This is a genomic window from Actinosynnema mirum DSM 43827 (assembly GCF_000023245.1).
Classification (GTDB): domain Bacteria; phylum Actinomycetota; class Actinomycetes; order Mycobacteriales; family Pseudonocardiaceae; genus Actinosynnema; species Actinosynnema mirum.
On sequence record NC_013093.1, the window covers coordinates 5,414,417 to 5,428,682 of the forward strand.

Here is a 14,266-nt window from a genome sequence, read left to right on the forward strand (position 1 = left end):
CCCCGTGTGGTCTCCGCGCCCTCGCGCGCCCAGGGCCGGTTCCGGTGGCGCGCCTGATCGGGCAGGAGATTGGCTGGTGTCGTTAGGGCTGGTCGATCACGTGATGGTCTCGCTGGTGGTCGGGGTGCCGCCGGGACGGCTGCTCGCGGCTTGGGGCACGGGCGCCACAGCCGGCCCGTGGCTGGAGCGCGGGCGGTGGCTTGTCTGGGCGGGCCGGGAGCGGCCGGGCCGGGTGCGGCTGGGCGTGCAGCGGGCGGTGGCGGGCGGTCCCGGCTGGCAGGAGTGCCTGCTGGTGTGGGAGACGTGGACGATGCAGGGCGTGCGCGGGCCGGTGGCGCGCGCGGTGACCGCCGGGGGCGGGCGGATGCTGGCGGTGGGCGGCACGCCGGTGCAGGCGCGGGTGCTGCACGCCGAGGACGGTCGGGTGCTGGCCGAGGTCTCCGCGCTAGGCGGGCTGCGCGACCAAGACCCGGAGCACCTGCTGGCCCGCGCCGTCGACGCGGCCGGGACCATAAACGGGGCGGGGTTGGGGCGCTTCGCCAGCGGAGAGGCGTTGGAGGTGGTGCGGCGGGTGAGCGGGGTCGACCTGGACACCCAGGACCTGCGCGCCCTGCTGGAGTGCGTGGAGGTCACCGCCCTGCCGCACGAGGAGCACGACGCCGGGCGGCGCGGACCCGGCCCCGGTGACGTGCCGGTGGTGCCGCTGCCGCTCGGCCGCGACCCGCACGCCCCGGCCTGGGGCGGGGCGTTCCCCGGCGGCAGCGCGAGCGGGCGCCTGCTGCCGTAGAAGCCCCGGCCCCGCGCCGAGGGGGTCGGGCTGCGCGGGGACCGGGGGTTCGTGCGGGCCACGCCCGGGTCAGGCGGTCACCTGCATGTAGTACGGCTCCCCGTCCAGGAGCCGGTTGTTCGTGGCCAAAAGCCCACCCGCCCGCCGGTGGTCTCGTTGACGACCTCGTCGACGTGGGCGCGCACGCACGGGTTGGTGCCCGCGGAGATGATGTTCACGTACAGGTGTTCTCCGGCTTCCGAGTGTCTTATGAGCCGTCTGCGAGCCAGCAGAGGGCCATCATGTGGTGACCGGCACCACTTCCCGAGTGATGCTGTTGGCTAAGACGGCTGCGCATGGCAGTCAGGTGGAGGCGAGGTTGACCAACGATCACACCGTGCCGCAAATGTATTTGCGGCGGTTCGGCTGGCAGCGGAAGCCGCGCAGCAAGCAGTGGTTCATCGCCGCGCGTCGAGTTGAGGAGCTGGGCCAGCCGTTCGAGGCGAACGTCAAGAACGTCGCCGCCGTCACCGACTTCTATGGCGAGCAGCTCGAGAAGCTTCTGTGCCAGCTTGAAGGCGACGCGGTGCCCGCCTTCGACGCCGTGCTGGAAGACCCTCGTGGCGCGCTGCCCGGCCCTGACCGGTGGCCATTGAAGGATGATCTTCGAATGAAAATGGCTTGGTGGATCGCCGCTCAGATTGTGCGAAACGTCCGACAACGGAGACGTTTGCTGCATCTCGCCAGCGAAGGGACGGGCCAACTGGCGGTGCCTCAGTCCATCAAGTCGTTGGCCGGTAAAGATTTGCAGGTCAGGTTCATGGTAGATCAACTTGCCCGCATGAGCTGGTCGATCTTTTCCCGACCGTGGGGCCTGGGCTTCAGCGATCTGTGTCTATGGACTGGCGACGTGCCGGTTGTCGTCGTGAATGGACACGACGACGAGAACCAGTTGCTGGCGACATCGTTTTGGGATGTTGTCCTTCCGCTTGATCCCCACCGTTTCCTGTTTCTCCCGAACTGGAGCGATCGACGAGATGATCCGCAGAAGCGGGTCGATCATCTACTCAAAATGGATCAGGGGATCGGTCAGATCATCAGTGCCATGGTCTTCGAAGCCGCCGATTCACATGTCTTCTGCCATCGAGACCACGACCCGTCCCGACACCTTGATCTGGTCGGCCCTCGACTGCCGAGGCCGTGGACTGGCGAAACCGGGACCGGTCCAAGTTGGGTGATCGAGTATCCGGTCATGGAGCCGGGCTGGACAATCGAACGGCGGTGGCTCACGGAACATCCTCCGCCGCAGGAGACATCCGAATCCGAATCGCCGTGAACGTGGAGGCAGGTTCACTTGATGTCATGTGCGGCGGCGCTCGTCGAGGGAGATGATTCCGCCGGCCTACTCCAGTTCCTGGCGCAGTAGTGTGTTGTCGTGATGGAGAGCGGCAATTGCCGTCGCGGTGACCTGGAGTCGCTTCCGTAGTTCTGTGCACTCGCGGGCCTCAGGCGATGCTGGGCGTCTACAACGCCGTCATGGAACGCCGCCGGAGCACCCACCGGCTGAGCAGCAGGCTCTATGGGGTCACGCTCGAGGAGCTGCTGGAGATCGCCGCCGCGACCGGATAGAACGCGCCCCCCAGGGACCGCTCCGCGCCAGGGGGCACCCCGGTCGCCGCGACCACACCCGATCGCGATCCGGGCCGGCTTCGCGGTGTACGCCACCTGTACGCGGTTACCGTGGCGCGTATGGGCAGCAAGGGCAGCGCGGGAGGGCCGTCCTCCGCGGAGATCGGCGTGCACACGCGCGCGGCGCGTCGCCGCCGGGGTCTGAGCCTGAAGACCGCAGCCGGGTTGGCGGGGATCTCGGAGTCGTACCTGTCGATGCTCGAACGCGGCCAGCGCAGTTTCACGCGTCGCGGGTTGCTGGAGGACCTGGCGTTCGCGTTGGACTGCGCGGTGCCGGACCTGACCGGCCAGCCCTACCCGCCGGGTGATCGGGTGGGGGCGGCGGCGTTGGCGACGTTGCCGGGCATCTCCGTGGCGCTGCACGACGTCACCCTGGACGATGTGCCCGACGTGGCTGTGGTGCGGCCGTTGCCGGAGTTGGTGGTGTGGGCGGCGCGGGCGAACCGGCACTGCGCGCACAGCCGCTACGCCGACGCGGGCCGTCACCTGGGGGAGTTGCTGACCGGCCTGCACATCCACGCCGTGACCGGTCCCGGCGGGCGGCGCCGGGTCGCGTTGGCGGCGTTGGCGGAGGCGTGCGTGGTGGCGTGTTCGGTGGCGCGCAGCCTGGGCAACGCGGACCTGGCGGTCACGGCGGCCACGCGCGGGCAGCAGGCGGCGGCGCTGCTGGAGGAACCGGCCCTGGTCGGGTTCACGGCGATGAGCGCGGCCGGGGCGCTGAGCAGGTTGGGGGCGCGGCGGCGTGCCGAGCGGGTGGCCGGGGAGGCGTTGGGGTTGGTGTCGGCGGTGGCCGACCCCGGCGTGGCGGACCCGGTGGCGGCCGAGGCGGCGGGCATGTTGCACCTGACCAGCGCGCAGTTGGCGGCCAAGGCCGGGCGGGCGGCGGAGAGCGCAGGGCACCTGGCGCGGGCGGCGGAGCTGGCCGGGCGCATCGGCGAGCGCAACACGTTGGAGTACGCGTTCGGGCCGGCGAATGTGCGGGCGTGGGCGTTGTCGGCGGCGGTGGAGGCCGGTGGGGGTGTGGAGGCTGCGGAGCGGACCGAGGCCGTGCCGGGCTACGCCGACGCGCTGACCTCGGCGGATCGGCGGGGCGCGTTGCACTTCGACCTGGCCCGCGGCTTCGCCCAGGCCGACGGGGCGCGGGATTTGCAGGCGCTGCGGCATCTGGACACCGCCGACAAGATCGCCCCTCTGCGCATCCGGCACGACCCGGTGGCGCGGGCGTTGGTGGACGAGCTGGCGCGGCGGGCCAAGCGCCGGGTGTGGGAGCTGGACTCGCTGCGCAACCGGTTCGGCGTGCGCTGAGTTCATAGGGGTTCACTGCCAGTGAAGTTCTCGGCGCCGGAGTGCCCTAGCGTCCCGGTCGTGCCCGTCACCCCCGCCTCCCGCTCCACCGCGCGCCGCCCGTCCCCGCCCTAGCGCGTCCTCGAACCCGCTCCCCTGCGCGGTAGGGACGACCGGCACGGGGAGCCGCCGGGCCGGATGCGGGCCTCTGGCAGGGGCGTCGCCTCGCGTTCGGCCACCGGGTCCCGGCGTCGCGTTGCTGGGCGGCGCCGGGACCCGTCCACCTGACCCTGGAGTGTGCGCATGTCGATCTCCGCCCCGCCCACGGGTGTTCGCCAAAGCGAATCCCCGGTGTCGGAGTCCGCCCGCCCCCTGTCGACGCGCCCGTACCTGGCGTTCACCGGCATCGTGCTCGACGCGCTCGCACCCAGCGCCCCGGCCCGCTGGCACTTCCACGGGCACCGGATCGACCAGTGGGACGGGAGCTGGGACAGCCCGTCCGCGCCGCCGGTCGTGCCGGTCGACGCCCCGGTGGACGTGGTACTGCGCGACCCGGTGGCCGTGGCCGACTGGATCACCGGCCTCGGCCTGGAGCGGGTCGCGGTGTGGTTCCCCGAGCTGGGTCGGTGGGTGGCGGTCCCCGAGATCGTCCACTCCACCTGCGTGGCCGAGGCCCAGGCAGGGCGGGAGGTGGCGGGCGCGCTGCGGGGCGCGGACGGGCTGGGGCGCCGGGTGCGCCTGGCGCGGCCCGTGCCCGACGACCCCGACGAGGCGGTCGCCTCCGGGCTGCTCGCCCGCGCGGGCTGCCCGCTGTGCGCGCGCCTGCCCGCCAGGGCCCGCTACTCCCCCGCCTCAGCCTGACCTCCCCTTGCCCCCGCCCTGTCGCGTGATGGCAGAAACGTGATGAGGGGCGGGTTCCCCCGCTGGGATCGGTGCCCGGCGGGGAAGACCGACGTCGCCGGGACGGGAGCCCCGGCGACGTCGGGACACCAGGGGCCGATGGTGGCGACGGGTATGACCGCCCGCGCGCGCCGCCACCGGCCCCACCTCCCCCTCTTTCCCCGTTCGGGGTAGCCGCACGTCGTCGTCCACGACGCGCGTGGTCAGCCCCCTCCTCCGCGTCTTGGAGCCCGACATGGACGTCACCTCTTTGCGCTTCTCGAACAGCGGCCAGCTGGTCGGTGCCTGGGAGGCCGCCTCCCCGCCGCCGTCGTCCGCGCCGCCGGCACCGGACCCGCCCGCGCCCGTCGCGGCGACGGGCCCGCCGCAGGACGCGGCCGGGCGCACGCCGGGGAGCGCGGGGTGAGCGCGGCGGACGGGGCGGGCGCGCGGGTGCGAGCGGTGCTGCTGGACCTGGACGGCACGACGGTGGACACCCTGCCCGTGACCACCGCCGCGCTGGACAGGGCGGCCGGGCTGCTGGAGATGCCCGTGCCGAGGGTGGACGCGTTCCGGACGGCGGCTGGGCTCCCGTCGCCGCCGTTGCTGGACAGGCTAGGGCTGCCCCAGGGGTTCGTGGGGCACTACCTGGAGGCGTACGTCGACCTGGTGGAGCTGGCGGTCGTGGTGCCGGGGATGGTGGAGCTGGCGCGCGACCTGCACACCGGCGGCACGTCGGTGGCGGTGGTGAGCGGGCAGGACCGCACCTGCGCGCGGGCGCTGGTCAAGCACGCCGGGCTGAGCTGGTGGGTGCGGGCCACGGTCACCGCCGACACGATCCCGCCCGAACCCCCGCAGGAAGTGCTGGCGCGGGCCTGCCACGAGCTGCGCGTGCTCCCCGGTGAGGCTGTGCTGGTGGGCGACACCGTCGCCGACGTGCGCGCCGCGCGGGAGATCGGGATGCGGACGGTCGCGGTCTCCTGGGGCGCGGGCACGCGCCCGGCGTTAGCCACCGCCCCGTGGGCGCTGGTCGACGGCGTGGAGGAGCTGAAGCAGTTGCTGTCGTTGAGCGTGGGCACCTCCACCCCGGCGGCGAAGGCAACGCGCCGCCGCGTGGGGACGGGCTGGTGAACACGTCCACCACCCGCGCAACCGACCCCGCCTGCGCGGACAGCACCAGGCCGGGCGGCCCGACCCATCCCCCGCCGCCGCTGCTGCGGTCACCGGACCCGACGCGACCGCACCGTGCACAGCCCGCGCCCGCGTGCGCGGCGCGGCGGGCGGTCCGCGACCGCCCCTGACCCCCCACCCCGCTCGAGCGCCCCATGGTGGGAGGCGTCCGAGCGGAGTCCCCGCCGGGTCCCTGGGGATCGGCGTCCCCAGGGCCCCGGACCCGGCGGGGTGATGCCCGGCGCCGCGTTCCTTCGTCCTCCCCGGACAGGACGGCGTCGGGCGGGCCGGTGGCGGCGTGCCCGCTCGCGCGTCGCCACCGGCCCCACCACCGTGATCTTCGGCGTCGGCCCCGGCCACACGCCCTTCCCGGCGCGCCCGCGCGGCGCGCCACCCCGTTACCGATCCCCCGCGATTGCGAGTTCGTCATGACGATCACCGTCCTGCCCCACGACCGCCCGAGCAGCGGGAGCGGCGCGCCGCCGCGAACCTGGCAGCCCCTGACCGAGGTCGACCTGTTCGCCCCCTCCCAGATCCAGCACGCCCCCGACCCGGAGCACGACCAGGCCCAGGCGCGGGTGGAGACACCGGTGCTGCCGCCGCACCGGCCCATCGGGTGGGCCGGGCTGCTGCGGGCGGCGGTGGCGCACCGGCACGTCGACCGGACCGGGGCGCTGCTGCTGCTCGCCGACGCGGGCACCCACCGCGACGAGCACGACGACGGCGCCCACCGGGAGGAGGACAGCGCCCACCAGGTCGTGGACGGCGACCGGATCTACGCGGTGCGGCTGCTGCGCGCGCACCTGGAGGCCGACCTGCGCCGGGTGGCGCTGGAGCCGGGGCCGCACCCGACGCTGCCGCCGCGGGTGCGGGCGCTGCTGGTGGAGCTGACCGCGTGCACGGGGTGCGCGCCGCGCTGCTCGGGCTGCGCCCAGCCGCTGCTGCGCGCCGAACTGCTCGACCCAGGCCCCACCCGCGCCCCCGAGCGCGCCGCCGCCGTCTCCGACACGGGGGTCGGGGTCGGGGCCGGGGTCGTGTCCGGGCGGGTGGCGTCGTGATCCCGGTGCGGGCGGTGGTGCTGGACCTGGACGGGGCGGTGGTGGACAACAAGGCCGTCACCACCGCCGCGCTGACCACCGCCTGGACCAAGGAGGGCCGGGACGGGCTGCCACCGGTCGCGGACTTCCGGGCGCTCTCCGGCCCACCGGTGGCGCAGGTGTTCAGGACGATGGGCCTGCCCGAGACGATGATGCGGCGCTACCTGGCCGCCGCCGCGAAGCTCACGCACCTGGTGCGGCCGGTGCCGGGCATGGTCGAGCTCGCGCACGCCCTGCACGCCGCCGGGGTCCCCGTCGCCGTCGCCACCAACAAGTCCCAGAACCGCGCGAAGGCGGTGCTGGAGCACGTGGGCCTGAGCCCGATCCTGGGGGCGCTGCTGACCTGCGGCCAGGCCCGGCCCAAGCCCGACCCGCAGATGCTGACGGCCGCGTGCGAGCTGCTGGGGGTCGGGCCGGAGCGGGCGGTGATGGTGGGCGACACCGTCACCGACGTGCGGGCCGCGCGGGCGGCGGGGATGCGCGCGATCGCGGTCACCTGGGGCATGGGCACCCCGCAGGACCTGGCGGCCCAGCAGCCGTGGGCGCAGGTGACGCGGGTCAGGGCGCTGGTGGCGCTGCTGCGCGGGCAGACCGGCGCGCCCCTGCCGCTGCCGCGCGAGGAGAACGCGGCCGTCGGGGCGGAGCTGGTCGGCGGCGGCGCGCGGTGAACCCCGAGAACATTCCGCCGGTCGGGCGGACCAGGCCCGGTGGACCGGTCGCCCCACCGGCGGGCCCGCCCCGACGCGAGGCGCGGCGGGGGGCGGCGTGAGCGGGAACCGGAGCCTGATCGCGATCGCCGAGCGGGCCGATGCGGCGCTGCGCCAGGCCCCGCAGGCCCGGCGCCCGCCGGGCCGCCTGGTCCCCCTCGACACCCACCGGCGGCTGCACGTGGTCGAACCCGACCACCTGGACGAGGACGGAACACCGCGCCGGGTGAGAGGTTCGGCGCGCACCGACCGGCTGCGCCTGGTGACGCTCCCGGTGCTGGGCGCGCTCGCCCTGGAGATGCTGCCGGTGCTGCGGGAGCTGACCGGCCGGGTGGAGGGGGTGTGGGCGATGGCCTACGACCGCGCCGGGATGGGCTGGAGCCCGGCCGCGCCCGGCGGCCTGGCCCCCCGCACCCCGACCGCCCTGGCCGCCGAGCTGCTGGAACTGCTGGACGCGCTCGACCGGCAGGACGGGCGGCTGCCGGTGGTGCTGGTCGGGCACTCGCTGGGCGGGCTGGTCGCGCGCGCGGCGGCGGCGATGTGCCCGCCGGGCAGGATCGCCGGGATGGTGCTCATCGAGCCCTCCCACGAGGACGCGCGGGCGGCGCTGGCCCCGCTCGACCGGGCCGTGACCCTGCGCCGGCAGGTGCGGGCGCTGGGGTCGCGGCTGCTCGGGACCACCGGGTGGTGGCGGGCGCGGGCGGTCGTCACCGGGGCCGGGATGCACCCGCCGCAGGCGGCGGTGTTGCCCGCGGCGTGGCGGGCGCGGGCGGCCTGGCGCGTGCGCGGCCCCGCCCACCAGGCCGCGTGGCTGCGCGAGAGGGCGGGGGTGCTGAGCGGCGCCGCCGCCGCGCGCGGGCTGCCCGACCTCGGCGACCTGCCGCTGTGGGTGCTCTCCCGCACCGAACCCGGCCCGGCGAAGGCGATCTGGCGGGGCCTGCACGAGCGCACCCGGCGGCTGTCCACGGCCGGACGGCTGCTGCCGATGCCGGAGGGGATCGGCCACTTCCCCCACTACGAACGGCAGGGCCACGAGTACCTGGTGGCCACGTTGGAGAGCTTCGTGCGCGCGCTGGTCGAGCAGGGCGGGGCGTCCGCGACGGCCGACGTCCCCGCGGCGATGACGCCCGGCGCACTCGACGCCACGCAGTGAGTCTTGGGTACTTACGGTGTCCCTGCCTGCGCAGGGGTGGCCACCCGCAGGGGATACGGCACGCGTTCAGCCTGCGGGATAGGTCGAAGGCTGAGGCGTCGACGGCGGGTCCGCACGCGAAAAGTTCCGGTATTCATGGTCTGCGCAGGATCGCCCATCCTGCGCAGACCGAACACAGCCGGACGGGACCGCGATGAAGTGCTCACCCCGCCGGGTTCTGCCGCGTCACCGTGTCAGACTTTCTTGCAGTCCGCAGCGCGCAGGCAGGTGTATTTCGCGACCTCGTTACCGTCGAGGAAGATCATGACATCGACCCGGACAACTTCTCGCCCCCCTTCGAACCAGACCGGACCGTAAAGAGGCCACTCCTCAGTTTTCTCGCACCTGCGGTCCTGGTATTGCATGGACACGTCACCGGCCCTAAACGACCGGAAACCAACCCTGACCGAGCACCGCGCAGACTCAGACTCGTCCGGCAAAAGAAAAGCTCCGCTCATCCTCGGATTTTTATCTCCCTTCGACCACACCATCGTGCCATTGAGCGTGTAATCGTGCCATGCCCAATTGAACGGCGACCTTTTCTCATCGTCTTTTGGATCACAGCAGTTCGTGTTGGTTGTGGCAGTGGTAGTGGCGGGCATCGACGTGATAGTCGGAGGATTCTCCGGCAGGGATGGGGAGGGTTTCAGGTAGTTAATGTAAGCCGCCAAGATCCCAGCCAATGCCCCGATGGACGCCCCGACTATGACGGCGCGTCGTTGCAATTTATGTCGCCTTTCTTCCGCTTTCTCTTTTTTCATTTCCACACTGTCGCCGACAGGCGACGGAACGGATTTATTTTCCCTTTTTGCACTAACCATAACGCACCCTCCGGTCAAGAAATGATCTTGCTTCACACTACCCTGGCGACGCGTCGACCGGCACAGCTTCGTGCACGACCTCCCGTTCCGATTCGTCGAGCGCCGTCATGACCGTAGAAGCTAACCAAGGAAGCCGATCAGGCCAATGCACTTGGGGAAGATTTGACATTGACAACATCTCGGCGGCGTCGCGTTTGAAAACCGGCAGATAAGGCAACGGTCGAGCCCTGAGAGGTCAAAAACCGCCTACGATAACCCGAACGGGTTACAAATTCATGCCCTAAGAATGCGATGGGCATGCTAGGCGGCAGCCCCGATCGGGCCAGGATGTCCTGATTCGGGCCGGCAGGTCCAGAGGCATCGGGACGAGGAGCCGGGCCCTCCTTCCGTCGGACGGGCGGTGCCGGGCGGCCGGAGGGCCGGTCCCGGCCTCGCCGGAGGTCGAGCCGGACTGCGTGGACTCGCGGGCGTGGACGTTCTGCGTGCTGGAGCAGTTCCACCGGCACCTGCGTCGCCGCGAGGTGTTCGCGGTCAACTCGCCCAAGTGGGGCGACCCGCGCGCCAAGCTGCGGGCCGGTGACGCCTAAGGGATGTCTCGTAACTCGGTGATCGGTCGCCATGGCCGATCGGCGATCATGGTCGGATGCAGGTCATATCAGCATCCCGATCGGAGTGGATCGTCCCGTTCACGGGCTTGCAACCAGGCCAGTTCCGTAGATTGGTCCGTGTCGTGGCCGAACGCGGCGGTGACACGATCGCCGACGGTCGCCCCGGTCGGCAATGGCGGCTCGACCTGGCCGACCGGGTACTGCTGGTCGCGACCTACTGGCGGACCAACCTCACGATGCGCCAGATCGGACCACTGTTCGGGGTATCGCACTCCGCAGCGCATCGGGTCGTGGACAGCCTGGGCCCGCTGCTGGCCCTGGCGCCGGTGCGGCGCCGCCGGATCGACCAGATCGCCATCGTCGACGGAACCCTCGTGCCCACTCGTGATCACCGCCTGGCGGCGAGGTCGAAGAACTACCGGTACTCCACCAACCTGCAGGTCGCCATCGACGCCGACACCCGCCTGGTCATCGACATCGGCGACCCGCGACCGGGCAACCGCAACGACTGCACCGTCTACCGCGACTCTGGCATCAAGGACACCCTCGCCGGACGACCGGTGATGGCCGACGGCGGCTACCAGGGCAACACCGGCGTGATCATGCCCTACCGCAAACCCCGCGACGGCAGCGAACTTGCCGACTGGCAGGAAGACCTCAACACCACCCACCGCGCGATCCGCGCCCGCGTCGAACACACCTTGGCCCGGATGAAGAACTGGAAGATCCTGCGCGACCATCGCCGCGCCGCCCACACCCTGCACGACACCGCTCTGGGCATCGCCCATCTTCACAACCTCGCCATCACCGGCTGACCGGCACCGCCGGGGCATCTCACGAGATCAGTTACGAGACATCCCTACCAACCAGATCATGTCCCACTCGACCGGACGACAGGTGCTCGCTCCTCCCGGCCTCCGACGCCTGCCATGAACGGGTGACGATCTCCGGGACACCCCTACGAACGCTTCGCTGCCACCGCTGCGCCGCCCTGGCCTGCAGCGACGGACGTGTCCAGAGCCGTGTGCACGCCACACACGCGAGGGCTTGCTCTCGGTGGTGAGGTCGTCGACGGGGACGTCCGGCTGATCCACGCTGCCAACTACTCCGCCACTCAGGTCAAGGAGAACCGGATCGCCGGCGACCGCCCGTTCTACTCCGGCAAGCACCGGATGCACGGGGTGAACCTGTAGGTGATCGCGTCCCCGGACGGCATGATCCTGTGGGTGTCCGTCGACCTGCCCGGCAGCGCTCACGACACCGCCGCGGCCCGGATCTGGAACATCCTCGCCGCCCTGCGCCATGCTGGACTGGCCGCCCTGGGAGACAAGGGGTATCACGGTTACGACCCGACCGGCCGCCGCCTGGTCACCCCGTACAAGGGCCGCGACAAGCCCGAGTCGCAGAAGGACGCCAACCGCGCCCACGCCCGCCTGCGCGGCCCCGGCGAACGGGCCAACGCCCAGCTCAAGACCTGGCGCATCCTGCATAAACTCCGCTGCTGCCCCCGCCGTGCCAGCCGACTGGCCAAAGCCGTCCACGTCCTACAGGCCCGAGGACGCGGAGGTGTTGGGCGACACGCTGGGCCGGGTTCCGGCACGGGTGCTGCGCGAGAACCTGCTTGTCCTGGCCGCCTCACTGTTTCCGGCGATCCGTGCCCTGGCCGCCCGCACCCGGGGCGCATCGCCTGGGCGTGACCCCGACCTGGGGCAGCGTCTGGCGGACGATCCCGCAGGCGCGGTCCGTCGTGCCCTTGCCCGAGCCCTGCTTCGGGGCGACGATCCCGTGTACAGGCAGTTGCGTTCGAGACTCGGCCGGGACAGCCGCTTCACGGTCCGGGAAGCCGCAGCGTCGGGTACCGGGTGACACGCTGCCGTCCGGACCCGGTCCACCGCCGCAGGATCTGCTCAAGAACACCCTGTCCGTCGTCGACGGCGTCGGTCATGTGCCAGCCGTCGTGATCGGCACCGCCGACACCCGCGACATCACCGTGTTGGGGCAGATGCTCGGGACCCCACCCTGGGCCGCGTCGCCCGCAAACCCGGCAGGCATGTGTGGCACTCGCCGGCAGTGGCCACGACAGATGGCCGACCGGACAATCCTTCCCAGACAGGGGAAATACCAGCCGATCACCTGCCTCGGACAGTCGCGCTGTCCGAGGCGGGCACCCCTGCGTTGGGTGGTCGAACGCGCCCTGCTGCCTGCACCAGCACCGACGACTACGCCTCCACCGGGTGGACCTCCACCAGGACCTCCTGAACCTGGCCTGCTACCGACGGCTCCGTTCGTTCCGATAGGCGCACTTGCGTCCGGTGATCCGCGGCGACACCGCTGCGGACTGCCGGGAGCGACAGGGGCCGGACGGACGTGCTTTGGCCTTGTGTGTCGACGCAGACACGGCGACGAAACGGGTCAGCTTTCCGTGGAGTTCTTTACCGATATGCTTGCCCATTCTTCCGCGCTCAGCGGAGAGAAGCCCGGACTGGTTCGAGGGGATTCGTTCTCATCCGGCGCCAGAACCCGGCTTCGGATCGCTCCCGACGTCACCTTGGTGAGAAATTCGACTGCACCGCAGTCGAACTCCTCGACTACCGGCTCGTCGTCGTATCGCCATATTCCACCGCTGGAAACCGCCACCGTCCAATCATCCGGCCGGGGGGAATTCCGCACCCAGAACAGGCAGGCCCTGTCCGACCTCGCCCAGGGGATGAGGCCGCCGGGTTCGGGGTGGATGGGGTGCCTGACGTCTTCGGGATGCAGATCCCGCCAGTCCGACAACTCCTCCACTTCGGTGGTGAACTGCCTCAAGTAGTCGATCTTCCCGTTGACGACCATGGGGGCGTGGACAATTATCGAAGTCCCCCAGTGTGGAATGAAGACCCCTGGCGGGAAGTTGCGAAGAAGCTCCTTGTAGTCGACGGGCAGCGGGGATCCGAGTTCGTCCTCCACTGAACTCCAATCCACCTTGGGAAAGTTCTTTGTAGGCCAATCAACGGCTTTTGAAAGTTTTTTCACGGATTCCAACTTTGCCCCTTTCGAGTATTTTACGGTCGTCGGCGATGATTGAGCCTTTTTCATCCTCTGGTGGTCTCGTAGTTCTGTAGGACGTGGACGGCTTTGGCCAGTCGGCTGGCACGGCGGGGGCAGCAGCGGAGTTTATGCAGGATGCGCCAGGTCTTGAGCTGGGCGTTGGCCCGTTCGCCGGGGCCGCGCAGGCGGGCGTGGGCGCGGTTGGCGTCCTTCTGCGACTCGGGCTTGTCGCGGCCCTTGTACGGGGTGACCAGGCGGCGGCCGGTCGGGTCGTAACCGTGATACCCCTTGTCTCCCAGGGCGGCCAGTCCAGCATGGCGCAGGGCGGCGAGGATGTTCCAGATCCGGGCCGCGGCGGTGTCGTGAGCGCTGCCGGGCAGGTCGACGGACACCCACAGGATCATGCCGTCCGGGGACGCGATCACCTACAGGTTCACCCCGTGCATCCGGTGCTTGCCGGAGTAGAACGGGCGGTCGCCGGCGATCCGGTCGATCGGGATCAGCGTGCCGTCCAGAACCACATAGGCCCAGCCCCGGCGTGTCACCGTCCGCAGCTTCGGCGACCGCACGGTGAGCAGCTCGACGGTCTCGTCGACATATCGCCAGCAGGTGGTGGCCGAGACCCCGGACCCGGCACCTACCTCGGCGAACGGCTCTCCTTTACCCAGGTGGACCAGGACCAGTAGGGCTTGTTGCTCAGCGTCGAGTCTGCGCCACCGAGATCCCAGCTCCCGGCGGCACGCACGGATCAGGCCGGACACGAACCTCAGGGACCGATGTGACAATGGCAGCGCGGCACGACAGAACAAACATGCGAAGCCCCTGGTGATGCGGAGCGATCTTGGCCGATGGCTCCGCTACCAGGGGCTTCACCATGCCCAGGGACCGACACACCGCGTCAGTGCCAACCAGTCACAACCGCAAACCCCTACCTGCCAACGCATTAAGGCCAGGACGAAAAAGGCTCAATGATAGGTCCGGCGATCCTGGCTACGCTCGAGTCCCACCAGGACGACCCTTAGA

General features: G+C 71.0%; 13 protein-coding genes and 2 pseudogenes. 12 read left to right on the forward strand and 3 right to left on the reverse strand.

Annotated features, from left to right (window positions below):
* Window positions 1-76: 76 nt before the first annotated feature.
* The 9 genes from AMIR_RS22725 (at window position 77) to AMIR_RS36065 (ending at window position 8,745) form a co-directional block, all read left to right on the forward strand.
* Window positions 77-787: a hypothetical protein gene (locus AMIR_RS22725; protein ID WP_015803292.1), complete on the forward strand. Its 711-nt coding sequence runs from the start codon at window positions 77-79 to the stop codon at window positions 785-787.
* A gap of 286 nt (window positions 788-1,073) precedes the next feature.
* The gene (locus AMIR_RS36060) at window positions 1,074-2,102 is read left to right on the forward strand and encodes a DUF4238 domain-containing protein (protein WP_143760858.1); all 1,029 of its coding nucleotides are present in this window, start codon (window positions 1,074-1,076) and stop codon (window positions 2,100-2,102) included.
* A gap of 413 nt (window positions 2,103-2,515) precedes the next feature.
* Entirely contained in the window at window positions 2,516-3,760 is a 1,245-nt protein-coding gene (locus AMIR_RS22735) for a helix-turn-helix domain-containing protein (RefSeq protein WP_015803295.1), read from the forward strand.
* A gap of 330 nt (window positions 3,761-4,090) precedes the next feature.
* On the forward strand, window positions 4,091-4,600 hold the full coding sequence (locus tag AMIR_RS22740) for a hypothetical protein (protein ID WP_041836954.1): 510 nt from the start codon (window positions 4,091-4,093) through the stop codon (window positions 4,598-4,600).
* 274 nt (window positions 4,601-4,874) lie between these two features.
* Window positions 4,875-5,045, forward strand: a complete 171-nt coding sequence (locus tag AMIR_RS40525) for a hypothetical protein (protein ID WP_015803297.1) — start codon at window positions 4,875-4,877, stop codon at window positions 5,043-5,045.
* Window positions 5,042-5,749 (forward strand): HAD family hydrolase, encoded by a 708-nt coding sequence (locus AMIR_RS22750; RefSeq protein ID WP_015803298.1) that lies wholly within the window; start codon window positions 5,042-5,044, stop codon window positions 5,747-5,749. The genes AMIR_RS40525 and AMIR_RS22750 overlap by 4 nt, the downstream gene beginning before the upstream one ends.
* A gap of 467 nt (window positions 5,750-6,216) precedes the next feature.
* A complete protein-coding gene (locus AMIR_RS40530; protein ID WP_015803299.1) occupies window positions 6,217-6,846 on the forward strand; it encodes a hypothetical protein in 630 nt (209 codons plus the stop codon).
* A complete protein-coding gene (locus AMIR_RS22760) occupies window positions 6,843-7,553 on the forward strand; it encodes an HAD family hydrolase (protein WP_015803300.1) in 711 nt (236 codons plus the stop codon). The genes AMIR_RS40530 and AMIR_RS22760 overlap by 4 nt, the downstream gene beginning before the upstream one ends.
* A gap of 97 nt (window positions 7,554-7,650) precedes the next feature.
* A complete protein-coding gene (locus tag AMIR_RS36065; protein ID WP_015803301.1) occupies window positions 7,651-8,745 on the forward strand; it encodes an alpha/beta hydrolase in 1,095 nt (364 codons plus the stop codon).
* A 233-nt stretch (window positions 8,746-8,978) separates the two neighbouring features.
* Here AMIR_RS36065 and AMIR_RS39490 read toward each other — a convergent pair whose 3' ends face one another.
* Window positions 8,979-9,641 (reverse strand): hypothetical protein, encoded by a 663-nt coding sequence (locus AMIR_RS39490; RefSeq protein ID WP_143760860.1) that lies wholly within the window; start codon window positions 9,639-9,641, stop codon window positions 8,979-8,981.
* Window positions 9,642-10,060: 419 nt separating this feature from the next.
* On the opposite strand from AMIR_RS39490, the gene AMIR_RS42890 reads away from it, so the two are divergent.
* The 3 genes and pseudogenes from AMIR_RS42890 to AMIR_RS22780 all read left to right on the forward strand — a co-directional run.
* Window positions 10,061-10,192, forward strand: coding sequence for a hypothetical protein (locus AMIR_RS42890; protein ID WP_280956238.1), 132 nt, complete (start codon window positions 10,061-10,063; stop codon window positions 10,190-10,192).
* Between the two features lie 56 nt (window positions 10,193-10,248).
* Window positions 10,249-11,028, forward strand: a complete 780-nt coding sequence (locus AMIR_RS22775; RefSeq protein WP_015803302.1) for an IS5-like element ISAmi1 family transposase — start codon at window positions 10,249-10,251, stop codon at window positions 11,026-11,028.
* Between the two features lie 312 nt (window positions 11,029-11,340).
* A pseudogene (locus AMIR_RS22780) lies at window positions 11,341-11,763 on the forward strand (transposase family protein); the annotation flags it as partial.
* A gap of 862 nt (window positions 11,764-12,625) precedes the next feature.
* Here the strand turns inward: AMIR_RS22780 and AMIR_RS22785 are convergent.
* Window positions 12,626-13,162, reverse strand: coding sequence for a hypothetical protein (locus AMIR_RS22785; RefSeq protein ID WP_041836957.1), 537 nt, complete (start codon window positions 13,160-13,162; stop codon window positions 12,626-12,628).
* A 125-nt stretch (window positions 13,163-13,287) separates the two neighbouring features.
* Window positions 13,288-14,052, reverse strand: a pseudogene (locus AMIR_RS22790) (transposase family protein).
* Window positions 14,053-14,266 lie beyond the last annotated feature (214 nt).

Bases quoted from the DNA above. Each gene is read 5' to 3' on its own strand.
- AMIR_RS22735 (WP_015803295.1), top strand. From the start codon at position 2,516: ATGGGCAGCAAGGGCAGCGCGGGAGGGCCGTCCTCCGCGGAGATCGGC.
- AMIR_RS40525 (WP_015803297.1), top strand. From the start codon at position 4,875: ATGGACGTCACCTCTTTGCGCTTCTCGAACAGCGGCCAGCTGGTCGGT.
- AMIR_RS22775 (WP_015803302.1), top strand. From the start codon at position 10,249: ATGCAGGTCATATCAGCATCCCGATCGGAGTGGATCGTCCCGTTCACG.
- AMIR_RS40530 (WP_015803299.1), top strand. From the start codon at position 6,217: ATGACGATCACCGTCCTGCCCCACGACCGCCCGAGCAGCGGGAGCGGC.